Genomic DNA, 23,446 nt, shown 5'->3' with positions numbered 1-23,446 from the left:
TTCAGGGGCAGTGCATCAAATAATAGAAGCATTGCGAGATTTTAGAAGGGACGATGCCCTAAAATCTGCGGAATGGCAGGATTCCCGTTTAGGACTTTCGCGCATGGTTTGATGATTGACCGCGAACGAAAAAGATTCCTCCACTTCGGTCGGAATGACGATACGGGGAACGGCAGAAGTCTAAAATCAGATTTCTAATCTCTAGTCCCTAGTCACCAGTCACCAGTCACTAGTTACTTCAAACACTACCGATCCGCTCTGCGGATCAAGAGACAGCCCATGGCGAGGGCGATGAAGTTCGGCAGCCAGACGGCCCAGAAGGGCGGGAGCATGTGGCCCTTGCCCAGAGCTTCGAGGAATGTCATGATGGCGTAGTATACGAAAATAATGACCACGGAGAGGCCAAAGCCGATGGAGGAAGAGGAGCGCTGCTTCTGCACGCCCAAGGGGGCGCCGACAAGAGCAAAGACGAAGCTGGCCATCGGCAGTGAGAAGCGGCGATAGACCTCCATAATGACGCCCGTCGCATCTGCATGCGCCGCGGTGTACGCCTTCTGCGTGACAAGAAGTTCCCGAATGGTCATTTCATCGAGCTTTTTCGACTCGCGCGGGATCTCTGAGGGCGACATGGCATACGGGATCTCCTGACTTTCGAAATGCATCATGCGTTCCACGCCTTCTCCGGTAAGGTCGTAAATGATCCCATCGGTCATGCGCCATACGCCATCCTGCCAAACTGCCTTCGGTGCATTCTCGACATGGATGACCTTTTCATCTTCAAATTCCTGCACGGTGATATTCTCAAGCTCTTTGGTATTCGGATTGTAGCGGCGCGCATAGAGAAGGTGCGCGATCTTGCCGTTCTGCACATCACGGATGACGACATGATCCGTGACGCCCGGATTCAGGTTCTTTTTGATCTCCGTATTCACCACATAGTCATACTCGCGGTTTGTCCACGGCACGACGTATTCATTGAAGGCCACGGCACAGAGGGAGATCAGAAACGCTACCAGAAAGACCGGCAGCGCGAGACGGAAGAAGCTCTGCCCCGAGGTACGCATGACGATGAGCTCGCTCGCCCCGGACAGACGGGAAAAGCACATGAGTGAGCCTAAGAGTACGGCCATCGGGAAGGTATAGACGATAATGCGCGGCAGTGCGAGGATGAACACCTTCACTGCCGATATCGCAGATGCCCCATATTGGGAGACAAAGCCAGCGATCTTCAAGAGCGTATCTGCCCCGAGAAAGATCGCCGTAAAGGCGGCAACGCCAAATAAAAAGGGAGCCAAAAATTCTTTTAATACGTACTTGTCCAGAAGTCTCATCAGAATTTCCCTCCCTGTCTTTCTTCTTGAATCATAAGCTGAAATTTTCCCCCAAATAATGTTTCCTTGCTGTGGGGTTCACAGCGATATCATCTGCCCTGCCGGAAAGCAGGATCTTGCCGTCGGAGAGGATGTACGCTTTGTCTACGATGCGCAGCGTCTCACGGACATTGTGATCCGTGATGAGGATGCCGATGCCGCGGGTCTTGAGGTGCATGACAACGCTCTGGATATCCTCGACCGCCAGAGGGTCGACACCGGCGAATGGTTCATCCAGCAGGATGAAGGAAGGATCGAGCGTGAGGGAACGCGCGATCTCCACGCGCCGCCGCTCACCGCCGGAGAGCGCATCGCCCCTCGTGTCCTTGACATGGGTGATATGGAATTCCTCCAGCAGCGCTTCCGCTTTTTCTTTTTTCGCCTTCTCGCTGAGATCCTTGCGGGTCTCCAGGAGAGACATCAGGTTATCCCAGACGGTCATCTTTCGGAATATGGAGGCTTCCTGCGGCAGGTAGCCGATCCCGAACTGGTGGCGCTGGTGGATGGGCATCCCGGAAATGGAACGTCCGTCTACGGTCACATCGCCCTCATCAGGCTGGATGATGCCGACGATCATATAGAAGGTGGTTGTCTTGCCGGCCCCGTTCGGTCCAAGGAGACCGACGATGGAGCCCTGCTCGACTTCTACATTCACATGATCGACGACGGTGCGGCTGCCGTAGCGCTTGATCAGATCATGAGTTTCTATCTTCATTTGTTATCCTTGATTTCTAACGGGCTGCCTGCATATTCGGGACGGCCGGCGATCGGTGTCGCCTGATTGACCGGCCCTGCGGGAACCGATGGCTGTGAGTCTCCCTCTCCGCCTTCTTCTGACGGACTCTTGGTATTCGTGATGGTGATGGTGCTGCGGCCTGTCGTCTCGACGACCTTGTCCGCATCACGGAGCACAAGCTCCGGTCCTTCAAAGGTATTGCCATTCTGGTTCACCCAGGCGTTGCCGGAAAGCACCATCTTTCCGTCGGTGCCATCCCTCCCGGAACGGGTATAGACGGCCTGATCCCCATAGCCCACCGCGTTGTTTGTCGTGCTGGTGAGATCCACGCCGCCTGTCGCAACGACTTTGATCTGCTTCAGGTTGCCTTCGATATGCGGCGCAGAAAGGGTGCCGTCAGCGGTCTCGAGATAGCCATTGCCTTCGATCTTGCCGAATCCCGTAGCCGCATTGTACATCACATCGTCTCCCCGCAGGATGCGATGCTCCGAAAGGTCTACGAAATCCACGCTGCCGATGCCGCGAGCGGTCCTGTCTTTATAGAGGTACATCTTCTCTGCCGTAAGCGTGCTCTGTTCTTTGACATATTTCACGCCGCCTTCCAGAAAAGCACTCCTATCTTCGAAATGATATTCCCCATTCGTGCCTGTGATGGTAGCGCCTTCATTGGCGTGAATCACCACATTTCCTTTCGCGCTGACCACCTTGGTCTTGCCGTCGTAGGTCAGTACATCAGCTGTGATGTCATCGGCCATCGCCGTCCCCATCGCGCCCAGGCTTACGGCTGCCAGCATGAGTGCTGTATAGAAAGTTTTCACTGTGCATCCTCCTTATCTGCCAGTCTCGCATGGCCTTTCGCTGTAATCTTTTCCAGTACGCGATCCGCTGTGAAGCTGTCGGCCGTCAGTACGCGGCCATCCTTTTCTGCCGTAAAGAATTCATCGGTCGAAAGAATGTCTGTATGACCATCGTAGGTCAGGTTCTTCGCATGAAGCACCATGCCGTCACTTGACGTGCCTTCCACATGCCCCTCGACATGGACCTTCTTCTGCTTCCTGTCGTAATGTCCCTGATCGGCATTGAGCTTCAGCTCATTGCCATCTTTTAGGAAATACGCTTCGATGCCTTCCATGTCGGCCGAGTTCTTATCCCGGCTCATGCTGACATGCTTCGCCTTGATGCGCCAGACAGACTGTCCATCCTTGTCTTCCTTCATTTCGATATTGGAAAACTCCATGGCCGGTCCGTCGGACTTGGCGCTTCCCTTTTCATGATGGTCATCCTTGAAGAGAAAATAGATGCCAAGCGCTGCGAGAAGGATGACGAGTACGATGAGGATGCTCTTTTTATTTTTGCTCACGACTTGCCTCCTCTGATTTCATTCCAGTCTTCGCTGATGCCGGGGGCAAAACGCTTCTTCTCTTCCTCCGTCAGCTCCATATACATCTTGATGCGTCCCGGCCGCGTCCAGAAGAGATGCTGGAACCAGAGCCAGTCGGTGGGATGTTCCTTGATGAAATCTTCCATGATCGTCGCCATTTTTTGTGCATTCGTCATGAGATCCCTCTTCGTATCCCCGGTCTCTTCATAATAGAACGGCTTGCCGATACAGATCGTATGCCCCTTCCCGCCTTCATTTCTCACAATGAAGAGCGGCAGGATCGGTGCCTTGAATTTTCTGGCAAAGACGCAGGGCCCCTGCGGGAAGGAGAATACGCGGTTCATAAAGAGCACCGGGATCCCTGTCTCATCCCCGTCCTTATCGGAGAGGAAGCCCAGAATGTGATTCTTCTTCATCGAGCGCGCCGCTGCGATCATTTCATAGCCGCCCGTCCCGGTGAGGAAGATGTGCTGCCCCGCGCGGGCGCGGTAGTCATTGATGATCCGCATCAGCGCGTCATCGGCCTGCTTCTTGCCGATCGCTGATGTGTCATAGTCATGAAGCGCAAGACCGGCACCGAGCCATTCCCAGTTCCCCATATGCGCCGTCAGACCGACAATGCCCTTCCCTTCGGCATACGCCGCCTCCAGGTACTCCGGATGATCGATCTTCACGTAGTCATCGATATGATCCTTTTCCTTACAGAGGCGCGGCATGTACATCATTTCCATCGCGGACATGCCGATGTGCTCGTACACCTTGTGAAGCAGCTTCTCTGCCTCCTCGCGGCGGATGCCCATGCCCCGCATCATCTGCTCGACCCCGCGGTTTCTCTGCTTGGCTATGCGGTTCATGATGCATGGCCCCAAAACGCGGCCGATGGACAGGATCCGATCATAGGACATCCCGCACAGCAGGTGGCTGATGCCCTTCAAGAGTCCATATCGTACATTGAATAACATGGCTGATTCTTCTTTCCTAAGGAAACACTGATTAAATCGTTGTCAGATTTCATTCTTGGATTTTTATACAGAGCAAGGAATCATCTGACGCGAATAGCGAGCTATTTAAGGAGGATGATGACGAAGCTATGTATAAAAATCCATATGAAATCCGGCTCTGCTATTTAATCAGCGTTTCCCTAATACAAGGGAATAAAATAGGGTTCAGGATTAGCCCACGGGGCGTGCCGTCCCTTGACTCTGAATGAAAGCTTTGCTCGAATGAGAAATTAGAAATTAGAAATGAATGTGGCGGCTTCGCCGCGAATACATATGGGGCGATGCCCGAAAGGAAGTGGATAGAAGGTTTCCCGTTTGAGAGTACCAAACATCGCTTGCTTGGTCGCGAATGACAAAGATTTCTCGCTTACGCTCGAAATGACGATACGAGAGAGTTTCCTAGTCACCAGTCACTCCTAATCCCCAATCCCTAATCCCTAGCTACTAGTCACTAGTCACTCAAGATTCCTAATTCCACGATCGAGCAGCGCTTCTCACTGCACGAGATCTTCCTGATCGACGTCCTGAAAGGAGGACACCGCCTCCTCCCAGCGCCCCTGGGATCTCAAAATACACTCGATAAATTCACGCGCTGCTCCGCGTCCGCCGTCATACCGGGAAATAAAGTCCGCTGCGGACTGATTCTCCTCGCAGGCATCGGCCGGGCAGCCCGACAGACCGACGCGGGAGAAGAGAGGCAGATCATTGAGATCATCCCCCATGTAGGCCGCCTCGTCCCAGCAAAGAGCGCGCTCCCTGAGCAGCTGCTGCAGAGCGGGCACCTTATCCCGGATGCCCATGAGGACGAAATCACAGGAGAGCTCCTTCGCGCGAGCTTCTACGATCGGCGAAGTCCTCCCCGTGATGAAACCGACTGCATAACCCATGCGGTGAGCGAGAGAAATCGCCAGTCCGTCATGCGCGTTGAAAAGCTTATATGCCTCGCCGCCGCTCCCCATGACGAACGTCCCGTCTGTCAGTGTGCCATCGACATCAAAGGCGATGAGCTTCACCTGTTCTGCGCCGATCATCACATGACCCCCTGCCGCAAAAGATCGGTGATATGTACCATGCCGATCGCCTTGCCTGCCTCATCACAGACTGGAAGCACGGTGATCGGATGCGGCATGTGCTTCTCCATGATGTGCAGGGCTTCGGCCGCCAGCTTCTGCTGCGAGATCACCATCGGTGCCTTCGTCATGACGTCCCTCACGGGGAGAAGCAGGAAATCCTCTCCCTTCTCGAGGCCGCGGCGGACATCGCCGTCCGTCATGAGCCCCAAGAGGCGTCCTTCCCTGTCCGTCACAGAGACGGCGCCCAGCCCTTTATCTGTCATCACAAAGAGCGCATCCTTGACCGAAGCCATTTCATCGATCAAAGGATTGTCCTCGCCTTTGTGCATCACCATCTCGACAGTGAGAAGCAGGCGCTTGCCGAGAGACCCGCCCGGATGGAAAACGGCAAAATTATCTGCCGTGAAATGATGGCGCTCCATCAAAGAGACGGCGAGCGCATCCCCCAGAGCCAAAGCAGCCGTCGTCGAGCTCGTCGGAGCGAGCCCCAGACTGTCTGCTTCTTTTTCGATGCCCGCATCGAGCACTGCGTCCGCATTTTTAGCGAGTGTCGAATTCTTTTTCCCAACGACCGCAATGAGCTTCGCTCCGATGCGCTTCAGGGACGGGAGGATATTCAGCACCTCGCCCGTTTCTCCGCTGTTCGAATATGCGATGACCACATCATCGGCTGTCACCATGCCAAGATCCCCGTGAATGCCTTCTGCCGGATGCAGGAAAAAAGCCGGCGTCCCTGTGCTCGCCATGGTCGCTGCCACTTTCCGCGCGATATGGCCTGATTTCCCCATACCCGTCAGAACCACGCGCCCCTTGGACGCTTCGATCAGGCAAACGGCTTTTTCAAATTCGCCGTCCAGATGATCCACCAGAGAAAGGACAGCGGCTGCTTCATCCCGAAGCACCCGCGAAGCTGTTTCAATAACTGACATGATGCCTCCTTGGTCAACGCAAAATAAGTTTACACCTTATTATACAATATTCGAGGAAAAATAGTTATATTGAGGTTCAGGGTTAGCCCGTGGGGCGTGCTGCCCCATGATTACGTTTGAAAGCCTCAAATGAATGAGAAATTAGAAATGCAAGATGGTGGTGCGGAGTATAGATAGTGACAATATCCGAAGGGCAACGGATAACAGGCTTCCCGTTTGTGGTTCCCTGACATCGACCGTTTAGCCGCGAATGACAAAGATTTCTCGCTCCGCTCGAAATGACGATACGAGAGAGTCTGATGTCTCTTAGTCCTTAGCCACTAGCCACTAGCCACTAGTCACTATTTTCCGGACACGAGTCCCATTTCCTTATCCTTCTTTACGACGTCATTGATCGCAATGAGGTCTTTCAGGAGGCCCTCGAGGGAGGAGAGATAGAGCATATTGGTAGAGTCAGACAGGCCTTCCGGCGGATTGTCGTGGACTTCCATGAAGAAGCCGTCGACACCGGATGCCGCTGCCGCTCTTGCGAGGTACGGGATGAATTCGCGCTGGCCGCCGGTGGTATTGCCCATACCTCCCGGGAGCTGGACACTGTGGGTCGCATCAAAAATGACCGGATAGCCGAACTGTCGCATGATGGGGAAGGAACGCATATCGACCACGAGATTGTGGTAGCCGAAGGACGCCCCTCTTTCTGTCAGAGCGAGGTTCGGATTTCCTGCTTCTTCCATCTTGCCGATGACATTTTTCATATCTTCCGGCGCCATGAACTGGCCCTTCTTCACATTGACAGGCTTGCCTGTCTTCGCTGCGCCGTATACCAGATCAGTCTGGCGGCAGAGGAAGGCAGGGATCTGGAGCATGTCGAGCACCTTGGCGGCTGGTGCGAGCTGGGTCACATCATGTACGTCAGAGAGTACCGGCACCTGGAGTTCCTTCTTGATATCCGCAAGGATCTCGAGGCCCTTCTCAAGTCCCGGCCCACGGAAGGAATGGTAAGAGGAACGGTTCGCCTTATCAAAAGACGCCTTGAAAATGTACTGTACGCCAAGGCGTTCACAGATCTTTTTGATCTCACGGCCGATCATCAGCGTGCGGTCATAGCCTTCAATGACGCAGGGGCCTGCGATCAGAAACAGCTTGCTGCCGTCGATGGTCAGATTTCCGACATGAATGGTTTTCATAGGGAGCTCCTTTGAAGTTAGTTGTTAAGGAAACGCTGATTAAATCGCAGAGTCAGACTTTACAAGAATTTTTATACATAGCTTCGTCATAGCCTTCCTTAAATAGCTCGCTATTCACGTCAGGTTATTCCTCGCTCTGCATAAAAATTCAAGAGTAAAATCTGACAACGATTGAATCAGTGTTTCCTTAAATGACAAATTCACAAATTATGTTTTTTCAGTTCTGAGTGAGAAGTGAGGAGGGAGGAGTGGTGGTGCGGCGCAAAAAATCATATAGCGCCGGACGTTTTAAGGAAACATGACCGAAACAAACTCCTCCGCCACACATGGGCATCGCGCCATTTTCCTTTTGCGACGCTATATGAATCGTGCGCCGACCTTTCACTCCCTGCTCCTCACTTATTGTGAAAATATTTGAAAAAATTACATTCCCATTTTTTCAAAATACTCATTGGCCTTCTTCAGGTCTTCTTCGGTATCAATGCCGATATCCTGTGTCTTCACCTCGATGACACCGATCTTGTAGCCCATCTCGAGGGCGCGGAGCTGCTCTAAGGACTCGGTCTTTTCGAGCGGGGTCTGCGCCATCTTCGCATAGGCGAGGAGGAAATCTCTCCGATACGCATAGATGCCGACGTGCTTCAGTGCCGGCACTTCGAAATCGTGGCGGGGATACGGGATGAGGGAACGGGAGAAGTAGAGTGCTTCGCCCTTCTGGTTCACGACGACCTTGACAGAGGAAGGATCATCGTATTCGTCTTCGTGGAGGGGCGTGGCGACAGTCGCCATATCCAGCTCCGGATGGTCGATAAGATCCTGCGCCAGACGATCGATCACGTCTGGGTCGATTAGCGGTTCATCGCCCTGTACATTGACGATGATCTCATAGTCCGGCGTATGGGAAGCCACTTCTGCCAGACGATCGGTGCCTGTCGGATGGTCGACGGAGGTCATCATGACATGACCGCCGAAGCTCTTCACTTCCTTCTCAATGTCCTCATGGTCTGTCGCAACGATGACGACGTCAGGGAGCTTGGCCTGAACGGCTCTTTCATAGACACGATGCACCAGTGTTTCTCCCGCGATCAGGCGGAGGGGCTTCCCCGGAAGACGTGTCGATGCATACCGGGACGGAATGATACAAGCAATTTTCATGATGAACTCCTTTGCGTAGTGACTAGTGACAGGGATCATGGATGAGGGACTTGCGGCTTGGCATGGAGGAATTCTTCCAATACCTCCCTGTCTTCCCTTGGTAATGTCATCGCGATCTCAAGGACGTAAAAGGGAATGTCAGACTCAGCGAGGCTATCAAGGGAGAGCATCTTCACGGCATCTTTTTCTGTCATGACGATGAGCTCTGCGCCCTTGGCTTTGGCTTCGGAAATCGCATTCCGCAGATCTTCTTCTGTATACCTGTGGTGGTCAGGGAAGGGCATCTCGCCCACCGGACGCAGACCGGCTTCCTTGGCGGTCTTTTTAAAGGCAGCGGGGTTTCCGATGCCGGAGACCAGATAGGCCTTCTTCATCCTGACGTCTTCGAGCGTCCCTTCATGAAGAAAGGCTTTCCACTTCTCATACGGCACCACCTTCGACGGCGCATGTGTGGAGGAGAGGACGGGCACACCCGGCGCAAGACGGGCGAGCTCTTCTCTGATCTCCATCAGATCTGTCAGATGCACCTGATCGCTCTTGGTCAGGATGAAAAGGCTCGCCCGCGAAAGGGCATCGAGCGGCTCCCGAAGCAGACCGCGGGGCAGGCCATGACCATAGCCGAAGGGATTCGTCGCATCGATGAGAATGATATCTTGATCGCGTCTGAGCTTCCAGTACTGAAAGCCATCATCCAAAAGCAGGATGCCCACTCCCATTTCCTCGGCTCTCTTTACAGAGGCAATGCGGTCTTTCCCGACGAAAATGGGGACGGAGGGAAGTTTTCTCGCCATCATGTAGGGCTCGTCCCCTGCCATCTGCTGAGATACGAGGATGGAGCTTCCATCCGATACACAGCCACCTTCTTTTTCAAGGCCGCTTTTATAGCCTCGGCTGATGATGGCGGGCTTCTTTCCGATTGAGCGGAAGAACTCAGCCAGCATCAGGATGCAGGGGGTCTTGCCCGTCCCGCCTGCCGTGATATTGCCGACACTGATAACGGGTACATGGGCGGAGACCGCAGCGGCCATATCTGCCGTCCTCTTCTTTTCGACCTGAGAGAAATACATTTTTTCCAGCTGCGAAAGGCCTGACAGGACCAGCCTGTCCATGCCTTTCGGCACCGGCTCCTTCATCAAGCCGGTGACATAGGACTCAAGACTCATGACGGCCTCCCAGCTTCACGCCGGCTTCCGCGACCAGCTGCTCGAAAGCCTTGATGTTTCTCTCGGTCGCGCCCTGATTCTCATGCACCACGGTCAAAGCCGCCTCTCCCATCCGTTTCATGGTATCGGGATGAGAGAGAAGGTCCATGAGCGTTTCCTTGAATTCATGCTCTGACTTCGTCATGAGGCACACGCCGCGGCTCTCCAAAAGCTCGAAGATCTCTTGGAAATTGAACATGTAAGGGCCGACGATGACAGGCTTTCCATGCGCCGCCGGCTCCAGAATATTATGACCGCCGACTTTGACGAAGCTGCCTCCGACAAAGACGACATCTGCCAGACTGTAAAGACGCCCCAGCTCGCCGATGGTATCCAGAATGACCACCTGCGGGCTCGTGCCGTCATCCTCCTCCGTGCCCATCTTGGAGCGGCGCAGGACGCTGTAGCCGTGATGCTTGATGGCAAATTTCACGGACGGCGCTCTCGTGATCTCACGAACAGCGAGAAGCAGACGCGCCTTCGGATATTTTTTCAGGATCTCACCAAAGGTGCGGAGTACGATCTCCTCCTCTCCGCTGTGCGTGGAACCGGCGACGATGATCGGGCCCTTCCCGTCGAAGCGGAATTCTTTACGAAGCGCGGCGCGTTCTTCCTCCGACACTTCAGCGTACGTCTGATCGTACTTGGTATTGCCTGTGATGGTGCAGCGCTTCGGCTGGGCGCCCATCGCGATGATGCGCTCCTCGTCGATGCGGGACTGCATGCAGAAACGCCGGATCTGGCAGAGCATGCGCGTCGTGAAGCGCTTGATCAGCGAATAGCGGCGCATCGAGCGGCTGCTGATGCGGCCATTCATCATCATGACAGGGATCTTTTTGCGGAAAGCGAGGCGAAGGAAATTCGGCCACAGCTCCGTTTCGATCAGAATGATCGCCTTGGGATTCACGATATCTACGATACGCTCGGTGATGACGGGCAGGTCAAAGGGGAAGAAAATGTGTCCGTCCGCCTCTGGGATGATGCGCTGTGCCATGCGGTGACCGGTCGCGGTGACGACAGACACCACCACCATTTCATCCGGGTACTTCTTCTTCAGCTCGCGCACGATCGGGCTCGCGGCGACCACTTCACCGACGGAGGCGGCATGCACCCAGATGGCATTGTGGTAGGCGATCTGCTGCAGCGTGGGCGTCGGCATGACGCCGGCGCTCTGCTTCAGACGGTCATAGAAGCCTTCTTCGAAGACAAGCCGATAGATCAGGATCGGTATCTGCAGCAGCCAGTAGGCGACAAGACAAATGTTGTAAATCCAGTACAATTTTTTCTCCTTTGATGGTTTTTGTTATGGGTTGAGGAAATGGGGTTCAACAGGTTCCATGGGGGAAGGAAGGCGCTGCGCGCCGTATTTTATATAGTGAGGCTCGAAAGAACGCGGGTGGCTGTCTCACATACGCGAGCCAACCCCGGCTCGCTTCGCTCACCTGCCCCTTCCATAGGAAGGGGCGCGAAAGCGGAACATCGAGCACCTAATCACTAGTCACAAGTCACTAGTCACTGGTCACTGGTCACTATTTTTCTCACGATCATTTTTCTGCGACATCGTGTAGAGCTCATAATACAGCCCTTTCTTTTCCATGAGCTCCTTATGTGTACCGCTTTCTTCGATGACGCCGTGATTCAGGACAAGGATCTGGTCGGCATTCTTGATGGTCGAAAGGCGGTGAGCGATGACGAAGGAGGTACGGCCGACCATGAGCTTGTCGAGCGCATCCTGCACGATCTTCTCGCTTTCCGTATCGAGTGCGGAGGTCGCTTCGTCCAAGATGAGGATCTTCGGATTCTTCAAGATCGCTCTTGCGATGGCGATGCGCTGACGCTGACCGCCGGAGAGGACGAGGCCGCGATCGCCGACCTTGGTATCGATGCCGCGCGGCAGACCCTGAATGAATTTCTCTGCATTCGCAGCACGAATGGCATCCCAGACCTCTTCATCCGTCGCATCCAGGCGGCCGTAGAGGACATTTTCTTTGATGGTGGTATTGAAGAGGAGCGTATCCTGCGGCACGAGGCCGATGTTGTCGCGAAGGGAGCCGGCCGTCACATCCCGGATGTCGACGCCGTCGATGCAGATGGCTCCGCCTGTCACATCATAGAAGCGCGGAAGCAAGTTGGCAATGGTGGTCTTGCCGGCGCCGGAGGGCCCGACAACGGCGATGGTCTGTCCGGGTCTGGCGACGAAATTCAGGTCTGTCAGCACCGGATTTTCTTTTTCATAGGCAAAGGCCACATGACGCGCTTCGACTAAGCCTTCTGTGACTTCGATCGGCTTAGCGCCGTCCTTGTCCTGGATCTCTGACTTTTCATCTAGGATCGCAAAGACGCGGTCTGCTGCAGCCAGGGATTTCTGGATATTACCGAAGCTTTCTGCCAGACGGCGGGTCGGATTGGCCAGGTTGATGGCATAGATCAGGAAGGCGATGAGCTCGCCGGTGGTCATCACGCCCTCAATGACGGAGACACCGCCATACCAGATGATCGCGCAGACGGCAATGGCAGCGAGAAATTCGACAAGCGGCGTCATCTGGCTCTGCTGCCTTATGGAGCGCACGGTCGCCTTGAAGCTGGATTCATTGATGTCATTGAAGCGCTTCTCTTCGAAGTCGCCTCGATTGAAGCTGCGAACGATGCGCACGCCCTGGATAGTCTCCTGCAGCATGGACGTCACATCGGCCAGTCGTTCCTGCACGTCGCGGCCGCTCGAGTGGAGCTTTTTCCCAAAGAATTTGATCGTATAAGAAACGAGCGGTACGATCACAAGGCAGAGCATCGTCAGTTTCCACTGCAGGTAGATCATGGAGACGAAAGAACCGATGAAAATGGCGCCTTCCTGCACCAGCTGGATGAAATTATCCACGATGGCTGTCTGCAGCGCCGCAATGTCATTCGTCAGGTTGCTCATGATGTCCCCGGTGCGGCGGCGATCATAGTAGGAGATCGATAATTTCTGCAGATGATGATACAGCGTATTTCGAAGATCCTTGATGACAGCCTGCCCGATGTATCCCATGAGGTAGCGGTGCCCAAAGGTGGTGATCGCGCGGATAAGGAAGGTCACAAGGATCGCCACGATGATGAGGTAGAGCATGCCAAGGTCCTTGTCATTCAGCACCTTATCGATGACATCCTTGATGATCCACGGCACGACCAGGTTCGACCCCGATACGAGCAACATGAAGAAAACGGAAACAAGCAGCAGCTTCCAGTAGGGTTTTAGATAGGATAACAGTCTCATGTAACTGTTCAGTTTACTTGATTTTGTATTCATTCCATTCTCCAGAATTTTCTTTGGGGGGGAGACTAAAGGTTCAAAGGGTTCAGGTTGATGGGTTCAGGGTTACGGGGCGCCCCTTGCTTGTGAATGAAAGCATGGCTCCCCAGTGAGGAGTGAAGGTACGGCGCATAAAATGAGGGAGCGCCGCGAAGTACAACTAGTGGCGATGCCCAAAAGTCTCTCGATAGCAGGCTTCCCGTTTTGAACTTTCCAAACATTGCCTACCTGACCGCGAATGACAAAGATTTCTCGCTTCGCTCAAAATGACGATACGAGAGTCTGATGTCTCCTAATCTCCTAGTCACTAGCCACTAGTCACTAGTCACTAGCCACCATTTACTTTTTCCCCGTCCTCACGATGAGCTCTGCCACGCGGTGCACCGCGCCTCCGCCGCCCAGTGCTTTTCTCACTTCTCGGATGCCTTCCACATTCTTTTCCCGTGCGGCAGGCTGAATGAGCCACGGTGTCACGATGCGGGAAATATTCTCCGCCGTCACCGCATCCTGCAGGAGTTCGGGAGTAACCTCACGGTCCAGCAGAAGATTCGGCAGGCCCGCATACTTCACATGGACGAGAAGCTTCGCCAGCATCCATGTCACAGGCGCGAGGCGATAGATCAATACGGTCGGCAGCTCCATGAGCGCCGTTTCCAAGGTCGCCGTCCCCGAAGAGGCGACGCAGGCATCACAGATCTGCATCAGGTCATACTGCCTGCCCTCGGTGATCTCTACGGAAAGCTCCGAAGCCCCAATGAAGGACGAGAGCATCTCCATCGGGATCGTCGAGGCCCGAGGGATGAAGAACTGGCAGTCTGCCTTTTGGGCGAGCTGCCGCGCCGCCTCCAGCATCACGGGCAGAAGCCCCGCGACTTCATTCTTGCGGCTCCCCGGCATGAGAAGGATACGCTTTTTATTCGGATCGCCATGGAAATAGGCCATCGCCTTCTCCTTCGTCATGGAAGGCTTCACCGTATCCGCCAGCGGATGACCGACGAAGGTCACATGCGCTCCCGCCTTCCGGTATGCGTCCGCTTCAAAAGGAAATATGGACGCCACCTGCTCGACATCGCGGACGATATTCTTCGCCCGTCCCTTGTTCCACGCCCAGATGGTGGGCGCGATATAGTAGACGACAGGGATGCCAAGCTCTTTCGCCACATGGGCGAGCTTCATATTGAATCCGGGGTAATCTACACAGACCAGCACATCCGGCTTTTCCCGCAGCATGGCTTCCTTCAGGAAGCTGCGCAGCTTGAAGAAGAGCGGCAGGTGCTTGATGACTTCCACCAGTCCGATGATGCCCAGATTTTCTATATCATAGATGATGCGGACGCCGCTCCTTCGCATGTCCGCACCGCCCATCCCGAAGATGTCTGTCCCGGGGTAGAGCTTTTTGATTTCTGCCGCAACGGCTGCGGCATGCATATCGCCAGAGGCCTCTCCGGCAGACATCATAATTTTCATAAGTTAAGTCCTCGTGAATATAAGGGTTCAGGGTTCGGGGTTCAGGGTTAGCCCTTGGGGCGTGCCATCCACTGATTCTAAATGAAAGCTTTGCTCGAATGAGGAATTAGGAATGGTGGTGCGGCGTATAAAATATGGAAGCGCCGCGGAATATAAATAGAGCGATGCCCGAAGATGGCATTTCAGTCACCAGTCACTAGTCACTCCTAATCCCTAATTCCTAGCTACTAGCCACCAGTCACTTCTTTCCTTCCACCGCCAATATCACTATGCCTTTTTTATTGGCTTCCTGGAGCACGGCTTCCTTTTCTGCGAAAAGGGTATGCCAGGCTTCGATGGCAAGAACCGCGCAGCCGCTCTCCTCCATGGAGGAAAGTGTCGTAAGTCCGACCGCCGGCATGTCGAAGCGGGTATCCTGTCCGGGCTTGGCTGTCTTCACGACGACAGCGCCGCCGCGGGCGAGACTGCCGCCGCGCTTGATGCAGGCATCCGTACCCTCGATGGCTTCGACGGCCATGACCGCCTGATCCTTCACGACGACCGTCTGCCCCAGATCGATCGCACCGATCGCCTTCGCCGCCTCGAAGCCAAAAGCCACATCGGCCATCTGTGCCTCCGTCGGCTTCTTTTTAGTGAAGACCTGCGGCCCCGGCATGAGCGGCTTCAGATACTTCGTCTGATCCAGGACGGAGATCCCGTCTTTAGCCAGTTCATCCACGATCGCCAGCGTGATCGTATCATCCTTGAAATTCATCTTACGCAGACGATTCAAGAGCCTCACCGCGCGCATATCCGGAAGGGTGTGCGACTTGTAGAGCCACTCCTTCGTGACCTTGCCGATCATCGTGACCTCTTTCACATGCTCTTTCACGAGAGTCTTGATGACTTTATCCAGTTTAAAGGCGCTGATATCGTAGTACGCATCCGCGATCGCGGCAAGTCTTGCATCGACGCCCGGCGTCACCGCGATACAGACCACGCGATATCCCTGGGGCCGCACTGCTTCGATGAATTCCACCGGCAGCGTCCCGATGCCCGCTAATAAACCAATCGTTTCCATAATGACCTCCATAGCGTCATAATCTTTATTATTTTAGCATTTTTTCACTGGTTACGCATTATAGAAATTTCGGTTAGCAGTCGAATCGGCTTTCCCCTGCACCCATTAAAAAAGGCGATGTGAAATAACGATCATCTCATTTTCGCGTTCCATCTGCCTCGGGGGACTTGCAGCTCTCATAGGAGTGACCGGGAAACCCTATCCCAGCTGTCTTTCATGCCATAGTCACCCTATCCGCCCCTACGGGGCACCTTCCCCTAGAGGGGCAATGCTATTAAGTTAAGGAAATCGTTAGCTACGTAACGTCTTGCTTCCCCCTTCGGGGGAAGTGCCGAAGGCAATAGGGGCATGCCAGCAGTATAGCGTGCTATGTTGAATAGTCCGACGCTATCGATATTCCAACACTTTCATGCAATACCGCTACGTAGCCCCCTCAGCCCTTCGGGCAGCTCCCCCGATGGGGAGCCAAGAACGTTCTGCCGCTTAACTTAATAGCATTACCTAGAGAGGAAGGCTGACGATACGAGAATACCATCTTCTAAAAAAAGGCGGCGAAGCCGCCACGAGAACCCTGAACCTTGAACCCTGAACCAAATGAAAGCAAAGTAAAAAGGGGCTGTGAAGAAATGAAGATTCATTTCTTCACAGCCCCTTTTTTATTTAGTGATCATGCGGGACCATGTCTTCCGCCTGAAGCGTACCCGCCTTGCGGCGTTCTGCATATTCCGCCGTAGCAGTGAAAAGCACGTCAGTGGAGCTGTTCAGCGCAGTCTCGCAGGCATCTTCCAGCACGGAGATGATGAAGCCGACGCCGACGACCTGCATGGAGATATCATTGCTGATGCCAAAGGACGCACAAGCGACCGGGATCAGCAGCAGAGAGCCGCCTGCGACGCCGGAAGCACCACATGCACCGACGGTAGATACGATACAGAGCAGGAGTGCGGTCGGCAGATCGACATCAATGCCCAGCGTATGTGCAGCGGCCAGCGCCAGCACGGAGATCGTAATGGATGCGCCGGACATATTGATCGTCGCACCGAGAGGAATGGAGATCGTGAAGATATCCGGATTCAGCCCGAGTCTCTTGCAGAGTGCCAGATTCACAGGGATATTGGCCGCCGAGCTTCTGGTGAAGAAGGCATACACGCCGCTTTCACGGATCGTGGTGAGGATCAGCGGGTATGGATTCATGTGAATGCGGGAAAATACGATGATCGGATTCATCACAAGAGCGACCAGGAAGTACGAACCGATGAGGACCGCCAGAAGCTGTACATAGCCGATGAGCGCTTCCACGCCGGCAGTGCCGACGGAGTCAGCGACAAGGCCCATGATGCCGAGCGGGGCAAAGTGGATGACCCAGGTCACCACTTTGGTGATGGTCTTGGCGATATCATCGAGCCAGCCCTTGGTGGTGCCGGATGCGATATTCTTCATCGCGATACCGATGATGATCGCCCATGCCAGGATGCCGATGTAGTTCGCAGAGAGCAGTGCATTCACCGGATTATCGACGACGCTCAGGATCAGGTTATGAAGCACCTGAATGATGCCGCTTGGCGGAGCGAGCTTCGTGTCAGCAGCCACCTGCAGGTGCAGTGTGGTCGGGAACAGAAAGGACATGCAGACCCCGACGAGCGATGCGAAGAATGTCGCCATCACATAGAGACCGATGATCGGCTTCATGCTGCCGTTTCCATTTTCTTTTCTCTGCGCCATGGCGTTCATGACCAGGAAGAAAACCAGGACCGGTGCGACACCCTTCAGGGCTTTGACGAAAAGATCTCCGAAAATCTTCACGACGGGGATGGCCGCCGGGAAGCAGACAGCGATCAAGATGCCGATCACCAGACCGACCGCGATCTGCTTGATCAGCGCCACGCTGGCAAGCGTATGCTGGATCGTTTTGAACACAATAATTCCTCCTCCTAAAAAATACATATTTTTATTTTAGTATACGCTTTCCTGAATAATGTTGCAAGTTTATACTACGCATAAAAATCCACGCATGACCGCAAGTGCTTGACCTCTCCCTTTTCCCATGCCATGATAGGCCTAATTCCACACAGGCGATGAGAAGCAGAGTATGCGCCCAGGACTGGCAAAGAGAGCTGCGTATGGTGAAAGCAGTGCAGAAGCGGGCACAGAAGATGGCCTTCGAGCCTCCGAGCCGAATCATGAAGCTCGCCGGGACTGCCCGTTACAGCAGCAGGGTATGTATGGCTCGTCCAGCGTACCTATAGAGTCCTTATCGGTGACGGTAGGGAGAAGCAGAGTGGTCACACGGTATTACTATCCGTCTCTCAACAGAGAGACGGATTTTTTTATTGACAGGAAAGGGATATGGATGGTTGGTTGCCCCGCTGTCTGCGGCGAGCGCCATACCCCCCCGACCTATGAAAAGGAGAATCCACGATGGATATAAAAACGATCTGCATTCATGGCAGCGACTGGAAAGACCCGACCGGCTACATTTCTGTCCCTGTATTTCAGTCTGCGACCTTCGGGCATCCGGAGCTCGGACAATCCACGGGCTACGACTATGCCCGCGTGCAGAACCCGACACGGGAATGCACGGAGAAGGTGGTCGCACGGCTTGAGCACGGGTGTGACTGTACCAGCTACTCTTCCGGCATGGCTGTGATCTCTATGGTCATGGAGCTTTTCAAGCCTGGAGACACGATCCTTTCCACCGATGACCTTTACGGCGGCTCCATCCGTCTTTTCCGCTTCATCAATGAGAAGAACGGTCTCCATTTCCGCTTCGTCGACACATCGGATATTTCCAAAGCAGAGGCCGCACTGGACGACACCGTCAAAGCCATCTACATCGAAACGCCGACGAATCCGATGATGCAGGTGACAGACATCTCTGCGATGGCAGACCTCGCACACTCTCGCGGCGCACTCCTCATCGCGGACAATACCTTCATGAGCCCGTACTTCTGCAATCCGATCGACTTCGGCGCTGACATCGTCCTCCACAGCGGCACCAAGTATCTCGCCGGACACAATGACACCCTCACGGGCTTTGTCGTATGCAAGGACAAAGAGATCGCGGAAAAGATCCGTTTCCTCTACAAGACCGTCGGCGGCTGCCTCGCGCCATGGGACAGCTGGCTCGTCACCCGCGGCATCAAGACACTGGCACTTCGCATGGAAGCTGCGCAGAAAAATGCCCAGACCCTCGCTGAGTGGCTTGCCGGCCATCCAAAGATCACGCAGGTGCTCTATCCGGGTCTTCCCGTCTTCAAAAACAAAGAGATCCACGACCGGCAGTCCCGCGGCAGCGGCGCTATGCTCTCCTTCTATACCGACAGCCATGAGACTGCCCTCCGCGTGCTGAAATCCGTCCGACTCATCCGCTTCGCAGAAAGTCTGGAAAGTCTGGGCGGTGTAGAAAGTCTCATCACCTACCCGGCCACCCAGACACACGCCGACCTCACGGAAGAGGAACGCGAATCCCGCGGCATCACCGCCTGTCTCCTCCGCCTCTCTGTCGGCATCGAAGATGTGAATGACCTCATCGCCGACCTCTCGCAGGCACTGGGAGAATGAGCGGTGTGAAACCGGCGACGGATGACGGAAACGCCGTCTCATTTGCCGCAAGCCTTCATTCGGATTCAGCGGGCAAGCCCTGTCCGCGAAAGGAGAACCTTCCTATGGATACACTTGACCTTGATACCATCATTGACCGGAGAGGCACCGGCTGCCTCAAGTATGATTTCGCCGTCCAGCGCGGCAAACCGGCTGATGTCCTTCCCTTCTGGGTGGCGGACATGGATTTCCGCGTGGCTGAACCCATCACCCGTGCGCTCCATGCCCGCGTGGACCATGGCATCTTCGGCTACTCGGAAGCAGGCAGCTCCTACTTTAAAGCACTTGCAGACTGGCAGAAGACCTATTTCCACTGGACCATCCATCCGGAATGGCTCATCAAGACACCGGGCGTCGTGCCGGCCATCAATATCGCTGTCAAAGCACTGACGAAGCCGGGGGACGGCGTACTGCTCCACCAGCCTGTCTACTATCCCTTCCTCTCCGCCATCGAAAAGAATGGCCGCCGCCTCGTAAACAGCGGTCTCGTCCTGAAAGAGGGACATTATGAGATCGATTTCGATGACATGGAAAGGAAGATCGAAGAAGGAGGCGTGAAGCTCGCGCTCCTTTGCACGCCGCACAATCCCGTCGGACGCGTCTGGACGAAGGAAGAGCTTACGCGATATGCAGAGATCTGCCTGCGCCATGACGTGAAGATCGTCGCTGATGAGATCCATCAAGACTTCACCTACCCCGGCCATACCCACACGACCTTCGCCACCATCAGCCGCGAGGCAGCGGACAATGCCATCATCTGTACCACGCCTTCGAAGACATTCAACATCGCGGGTCTGCAGAATTCGAACATCTTCATCCCGAATCCTGAGATCCGCAGAGCCTTTCAGGAAGAGCTCGATGCCTTCGGCTACGACCAGCTGAATGTCATGGGGCTCGTTGCCAGTGAAGCCGCGTACCGAGAGGGCCGCCCCTGGCTCGAAGCCGTCAAGTCCTATCTCAAAGGAAATCTGGACTTCACGCGAAGCTTCTTCAAAAAAGAAATGCCGGAGATGAAGCTCATCGAGCCGGAGGGGACCTACCTCATCTGGGTCGATGCCTCTGCTTACGGCCTCTCCAACGAAGAGCTTGAGCACAAGATCCTCTATGACTGCCACCTCTGGCTGGATATGGGATACATTTTCGGCAAGGAAGGGGAAGGCTTCCTCCGCTTCAACCTCGCCTGCCCGAGAGAAACACTCGAAAAGGGACTGCGCCAACTGAAAGAAGGATTTGAGAAATAGGGATCCGCGTTTCCTGAAATACTACATTCGGGCATCGCCTCATATATGATTGCGGCGAAGCCGCCGCCCCCCATTCCTCATGCGAACAGAGTTTTCCATTTCTAATCAAAAGATGGCACGCCCCGCGGGCTAACCATGACAAAACAAAATCCGCTTCACGAAATCTTGCGTGAAGCGGATTTTGTTTTGCCATGAACTTGAAGCATTTTTTAAGAAATGCGGCTTCACCGCCCCATCATCCGTATCACGAGCAGACTGATCTCAAAGAGGACGATAGAGGGGACGGCGAGAAGACTCTGTGTCATGATGTCAGGCGTCGGCGTGAGGATGGCCGCAAGGATGAAGGAGAGGAAGATCACATACTTTCTCCCTTTCGTGAGCGCTGCCGAGGTGACGAGGCCGGCCTTAGCCATGGCGATGAGGACGAGCGGAAGATTGCACACGAAGCCGAAGGGGAAGATCATGAAGAGAACGAATTCCAGATAGTTCTCCATCGAAAGGAGCGGCTTGAAGTCGTCACCGCCAAATCCCATGAGGAAGTGAAGGCTCTCCGGCATGACGAAGAAATAAGAAAAGGCGAGTCCGGAGAGAAAGAGAATCACGGAAAGCGGTACAAAGACGCAGCACCATGATTTCTCCCGATCCGTCAGTGCGGGGAGCAGGAAACGCCAAAATTCGAAGAAGACCACAGGCGAAGCGAGGACGAAACCTGCCACGACCGCAGTCTTGATGTAAATCATGAGGACTTCTGTGGGCCGCGCAAAGTACAGCTGCCCCGCCGGAGCGGTCAGGAAAGCCATGAGCTCACGGATAAAGAAAAAGCTCACCGCCGTCCCGACAGCTATCGCTAGGAACGAGTAGATGAGCCTCTTGCGCAGTTCCGTGAGATGCCCGGAAAGAGGCATGTCCGCGGCTTCCGTCATCATTTCTTAGCCTCGACAGCCGCCTTAGCGGTTGCGACTTCTGTCTCTTTCACAATGACCGTCTTCGGCGAGTCCGTATTCACTGCGTCTTTGAATTCATGCATGCTCTTGCCCAGTGCCTTGCCGATCTCCGGCAGCTTGCCAGGGCCAAAGACAATGAGACCGATCACAAGGATCAGAAGAAGTTCCGGGATACCGATACCAAACATAATAATTACCTCCTTGGATGAAATTAAGTCAGGGTTAGCCCGTGGGGCGAGTCGCCCCTTGATTGCGTGCGAAAGTCTCTCTTGAATGAGAAATGCAAAATGGTGGTGCCATGAGCTGCCATTTCACAAGTCACTAGTCACTCGCGGCACCTAATCCCCAGCCACCAGTTACCAGTCACTTCTTACTTCATCTATCCTACCTTCTCCCCATTCTTTTTCCATCAACACTTTGTATATCTTTTGTCAAGGCTGCCAAATATCTGTCAATTGACAAAGGCATGACGAAATTTAGCGGAAGTTTTTCAAAACAGGAATCCATTCTTTGCGTTCCCTCACTAGACTGATAAAAGCGGCTCCGAAGAGCCTGCTCGAATTCCGTACAAAAAGAGATGGAGGAACCATTCATGAACAACGCAATCACGCACGATCCGATTTCCAGACGCACCTTTCTGAAGCTCGCAGCCGGCACCGCAGCAGGCGCTATGCTTTTCAAATTCCCATTCACCGCCAGTGCCAAAGAAGCGGCTGCTGCGATGGAGATCCACCCGATCGCTCTCGCTGATCTGCCAAAGACCGGAGAAGCTGCCGCTAAAGCCGCTCCACTCATCAAAAGCTCCTATGCAGACATTTTGAAGATCGTAGACACCATCAAAGACAGCTCTCTCAGATCCGCCGTCCTTGCTATGATCAAGAATCCATTCCCGACCTTTATGGAAAACTACACCAGTTCTTCCTCCATCCAGCGCCTCTACAATCAGCTTCTGGATCAAAAGCTCATCGATCCATCTAAGATCTCCGCAGAGACCCTTCTCCCACCGGTACCGACGAAGCTGCAGCCATTCATGACCGCACCAGGCAGCGGCTACATGAGCCACCACTCCTACCCGGGCGGTCTCTCCACCCATGTCGACAGCAACCTGCACATCACCGTCGGTATCTGTGAAACCTATAAAGACGTCTTCCACTATGATGTCGACTACGACACCGCCGTCGCAGCACAGGCGCTGCACGACATCGAGAAGCCCTTCGTCTTCCAGTGGCAGGAAGACGGCTCCTCCAGAAAAGAATACACCATCGCAGGTCAGGGGGCGCACCATGTCCTCAGTATCGCCGAATCCATCTACCGCGGTATGCCGGCAGAAGAAATCGTAGCGCAGGCCTGTGCTCATGCCGCTCCGACCAGTAAAAAAGAGGACGCCGATGTCGTCAGCTGGATCCGCGCGGCCTCCATCATCATCGGCAAAGACCCTGTCCGCCTCGGTCTCCTCACCTCTGACGGCGAAGGCCTCCCAGCCCCGCACAAGCAGGAAGGCTACATCGTCCACTTAGGTGACCATGACTGGGTCCTCTCCGTACCGGCTGCTCAGAAATCCATCGCCATCCTGAAGTCCATCTGCCGGAAAGACTATGGCTTCACGGAACAAGAAGCGAATGGCGCTCGCTTCAATGCCTTCAGAAACTACATCGGCGCACAGGTGTCCTTCCTCTACATCAATCACCTCTCCTCCCTCCCGGATGCAGAAAACCAGCTGAGAAATCTCTGCCACCAGGTGGTCCTGAAATAGCAGCTAGTGACGAGTGACTGGGGACTGACCAGAGAATCATACTCTCCCCATTTCGCGT

The 23,446-nt window shown here is 54.3% G+C and carries 20 protein-coding genes; 3 read left to right on the top strand and 17 right to left on the bottom strand.

What is annotated here, in order from left to right:
- Positions 1–245 precede the first annotated feature (245 nt).
- From ACGG9R_RS01235 to sstT, 15 genes are all read right to left on the bottom strand, one after another.
- Positions 246–1,331: an LptF/LptG family permease gene (locus ACGG9R_RS01235; protein WP_390150542.1), complete on the bottom strand. Its 1,086-nt coding sequence runs from the start codon at positions 1,329–1,331 to the stop codon at positions 246–248.
- A 31-nt stretch (positions 1,332–1,362) separates the two neighbouring features.
- Positions 1,363–2,085 (bottom strand): LPS export ABC transporter ATP-binding protein, encoded by a 723-nt coding sequence (gene lptB / locus ACGG9R_RS01230; protein WP_390150539.1) that lies wholly within the window; start codon positions 2,083–2,085, stop codon positions 1,363–1,365.
- Positions 2,082–2,924, bottom strand: a complete 843-nt coding sequence (locus ACGG9R_RS01225) for an LptA/OstA family protein (protein ID WP_390150536.1) — start codon at positions 2,922–2,924, stop codon at positions 2,082–2,084. The genes lptB and ACGG9R_RS01225 overlap by 4 nt, the downstream gene beginning before the upstream one ends.
- Positions 2,921–3,466 carry an LPS export ABC transporter periplasmic protein LptC gene (lptC, locus tag ACGG9R_RS01220; RefSeq protein WP_390150534.1) on the bottom strand — a complete coding sequence of 182 codons (546 nt, stop codon included), beginning with the start codon at positions 3,464–3,466 and terminating at the stop codon, positions 2,921–2,923. The genes ACGG9R_RS01225 and lptC overlap by 4 nt, the downstream gene beginning before the upstream one ends.
- Positions 3,463–4,449 (bottom strand): lysophospholipid acyltransferase family protein, encoded by a 987-nt coding sequence (locus ACGG9R_RS01215; RefSeq protein WP_390150531.1) that lies wholly within the window; start codon positions 4,447–4,449, stop codon positions 3,463–3,465. The genes lptC and ACGG9R_RS01215 overlap by 4 nt, the downstream gene beginning before the upstream one ends.
- A 533-nt stretch (positions 4,450–4,982) precedes the next feature.
- On the bottom strand, positions 4,983–5,519 hold the full coding sequence (locus ACGG9R_RS01210; protein ID WP_390150528.1) for a KdsC family phosphatase: 537 nt from the start codon (positions 5,517–5,519) through the stop codon (positions 4,983–4,985).
- Positions 5,519–6,490 (bottom strand): SIS domain-containing protein, encoded by a 972-nt coding sequence (locus ACGG9R_RS01205; protein ID WP_390150525.1) that lies wholly within the window; start codon positions 6,488–6,490, stop codon positions 5,519–5,521. Before ACGG9R_RS01205 ends, ACGG9R_RS01210 begins: the two co-directional genes overlap by 1 nt.
- A gap of 341 nt (positions 6,491–6,831) precedes the next feature.
- Complete coding sequence (gene kdsA / locus ACGG9R_RS01200; protein WP_390150522.1) at positions 6,832–7,677, bottom strand: 3-deoxy-8-phosphooctulonate synthase; 846 nt, start codon at positions 7,675–7,677, stop codon at positions 6,832–6,834.
- A 423-nt stretch (positions 7,678–8,100) separates the two neighbouring features.
- A complete protein-coding gene (gene kdsB / locus ACGG9R_RS01195) occupies positions 8,101–8,832 on the bottom strand; it encodes a 3-deoxy-manno-octulosonate cytidylyltransferase (RefSeq protein ID WP_390150519.1) in 732 nt (243 codons plus the stop codon).
- A 35-nt stretch (positions 8,833–8,867) separates the two neighbouring features.
- A complete protein-coding gene (gene lpxK, locus ACGG9R_RS01190) occupies positions 8,868–9,995 on the bottom strand; it encodes a tetraacyldisaccharide 4'-kinase (RefSeq protein WP_390150516.1) in 1,128 nt (375 codons plus the stop codon).
- Entirely contained in the window at positions 9,985–11,313 is a 1,329-nt protein-coding gene (locus ACGG9R_RS01185) for a 3-deoxy-D-manno-octulosonic acid transferase (RefSeq protein WP_022106782.1), read from the bottom strand. Before ACGG9R_RS01185 ends, lpxK begins: the two co-directional genes overlap by 11 nt.
- A 240-nt stretch (positions 11,314–11,553) precedes the next feature.
- The gene (locus ACGG9R_RS01180; RefSeq protein ID WP_390150512.1) at positions 11,554–13,320 is read right to left on the bottom strand and encodes an ABC transporter ATP-binding protein; all 1,767 of its coding nucleotides are present in this window, start codon (positions 13,318–13,320) and stop codon (positions 11,554–11,556) included.
- Positions 13,321–13,662: 342 nt separating this feature from the next.
- Positions 13,663–14,790, bottom strand: coding sequence for a lipid-A-disaccharide synthase (gene lpxB / locus ACGG9R_RS01175; protein WP_390150509.1), 1,128 nt, complete (start codon positions 14,788–14,790; stop codon positions 13,663–13,665).
- Between the two features lie 238 nt (positions 14,791–15,028).
- Complete coding sequence (locus ACGG9R_RS01170) at positions 15,029–15,850, bottom strand: LpxI family protein (RefSeq protein ID WP_022106779.1); 822 nt, start codon at positions 15,848–15,850, stop codon at positions 15,029–15,031.
- Between the two features lie 660 nt (positions 15,851–16,510).
- Positions 16,511–17,767 (bottom strand): serine/threonine transporter SstT, encoded by a 1,257-nt coding sequence (gene sstT, locus ACGG9R_RS01165; RefSeq protein ID WP_022106240.1) that lies wholly within the window; start codon positions 17,765–17,767, stop codon positions 16,511–16,513.
- 501 nt (positions 17,768–18,268) lie between these two features.
- Here sstT and ACGG9R_RS01160 point away from each other — a divergent pair.
- Both ACGG9R_RS01160 and ACGG9R_RS01155 read left to right on the top strand, forming a co-directional pair.
- Complete coding sequence (locus ACGG9R_RS01160) at positions 18,269–19,411, top strand: trans-sulfuration enzyme family protein (protein ID WP_390150505.1); 1,143 nt, start codon at positions 18,269–18,271, stop codon at positions 19,409–19,411.
- Positions 19,412–19,515: 104 nt separating this feature from the next.
- Positions 19,516–20,691: a MalY/PatB family protein gene (locus tag ACGG9R_RS01155; protein ID WP_390150502.1), complete on the top strand. Its 1,176-nt coding sequence runs from the start codon at positions 19,516–19,518 to the stop codon at positions 20,689–20,691.
- 224 nt (positions 20,692–20,915) lie between these two features.
- On the opposite strand, the gene tatC is transcribed toward ACGG9R_RS01155, so the two are convergent.
- The gene (tatC, locus tag ACGG9R_RS01150) at positions 20,916–21,617 is read right to left on the bottom strand and encodes a twin-arginine translocase subunit TatC (RefSeq protein WP_022106243.1); all 702 of its coding nucleotides are present in this window, start codon (positions 21,615–21,617) and stop codon (positions 20,916–20,918) included.
- Positions 21,614–21,823 (bottom strand): twin-arginine translocase TatA/TatE family subunit, encoded by a 210-nt coding sequence (tatA, locus tag ACGG9R_RS01145; protein WP_022106244.1) that lies wholly within the window; start codon positions 21,821–21,823, stop codon positions 21,614–21,616. Before tatA ends, tatC begins: the two co-directional genes overlap by 4 nt.
- A gap of 404 nt (positions 21,824–22,227) precedes the next feature.
- Between tatA and ACGG9R_RS01140 the strand changes: the two genes are divergently transcribed.
- Positions 22,228–23,388, top strand: coding sequence for a twin-arginine translocation signal domain-containing protein (locus ACGG9R_RS01140; RefSeq protein ID WP_390150499.1), 1,161 nt, complete (start codon positions 22,228–22,230; stop codon positions 23,386–23,388).
- The last annotated feature ends 58 nt before the right edge of the window (positions 23,389–23,446 follow it).

The sequence above is a fragment of the Dialister sp. i34-0019-2H8 genome, assembly GCF_042846925.1.
Taxonomy (GTDB): domain Bacteria; phylum Bacillota; class Negativicutes; order Veillonellales; family Dialisteraceae; genus Dialister.
This window is presented reverse-complemented; position numbering and strand designations above follow the sequence as displayed.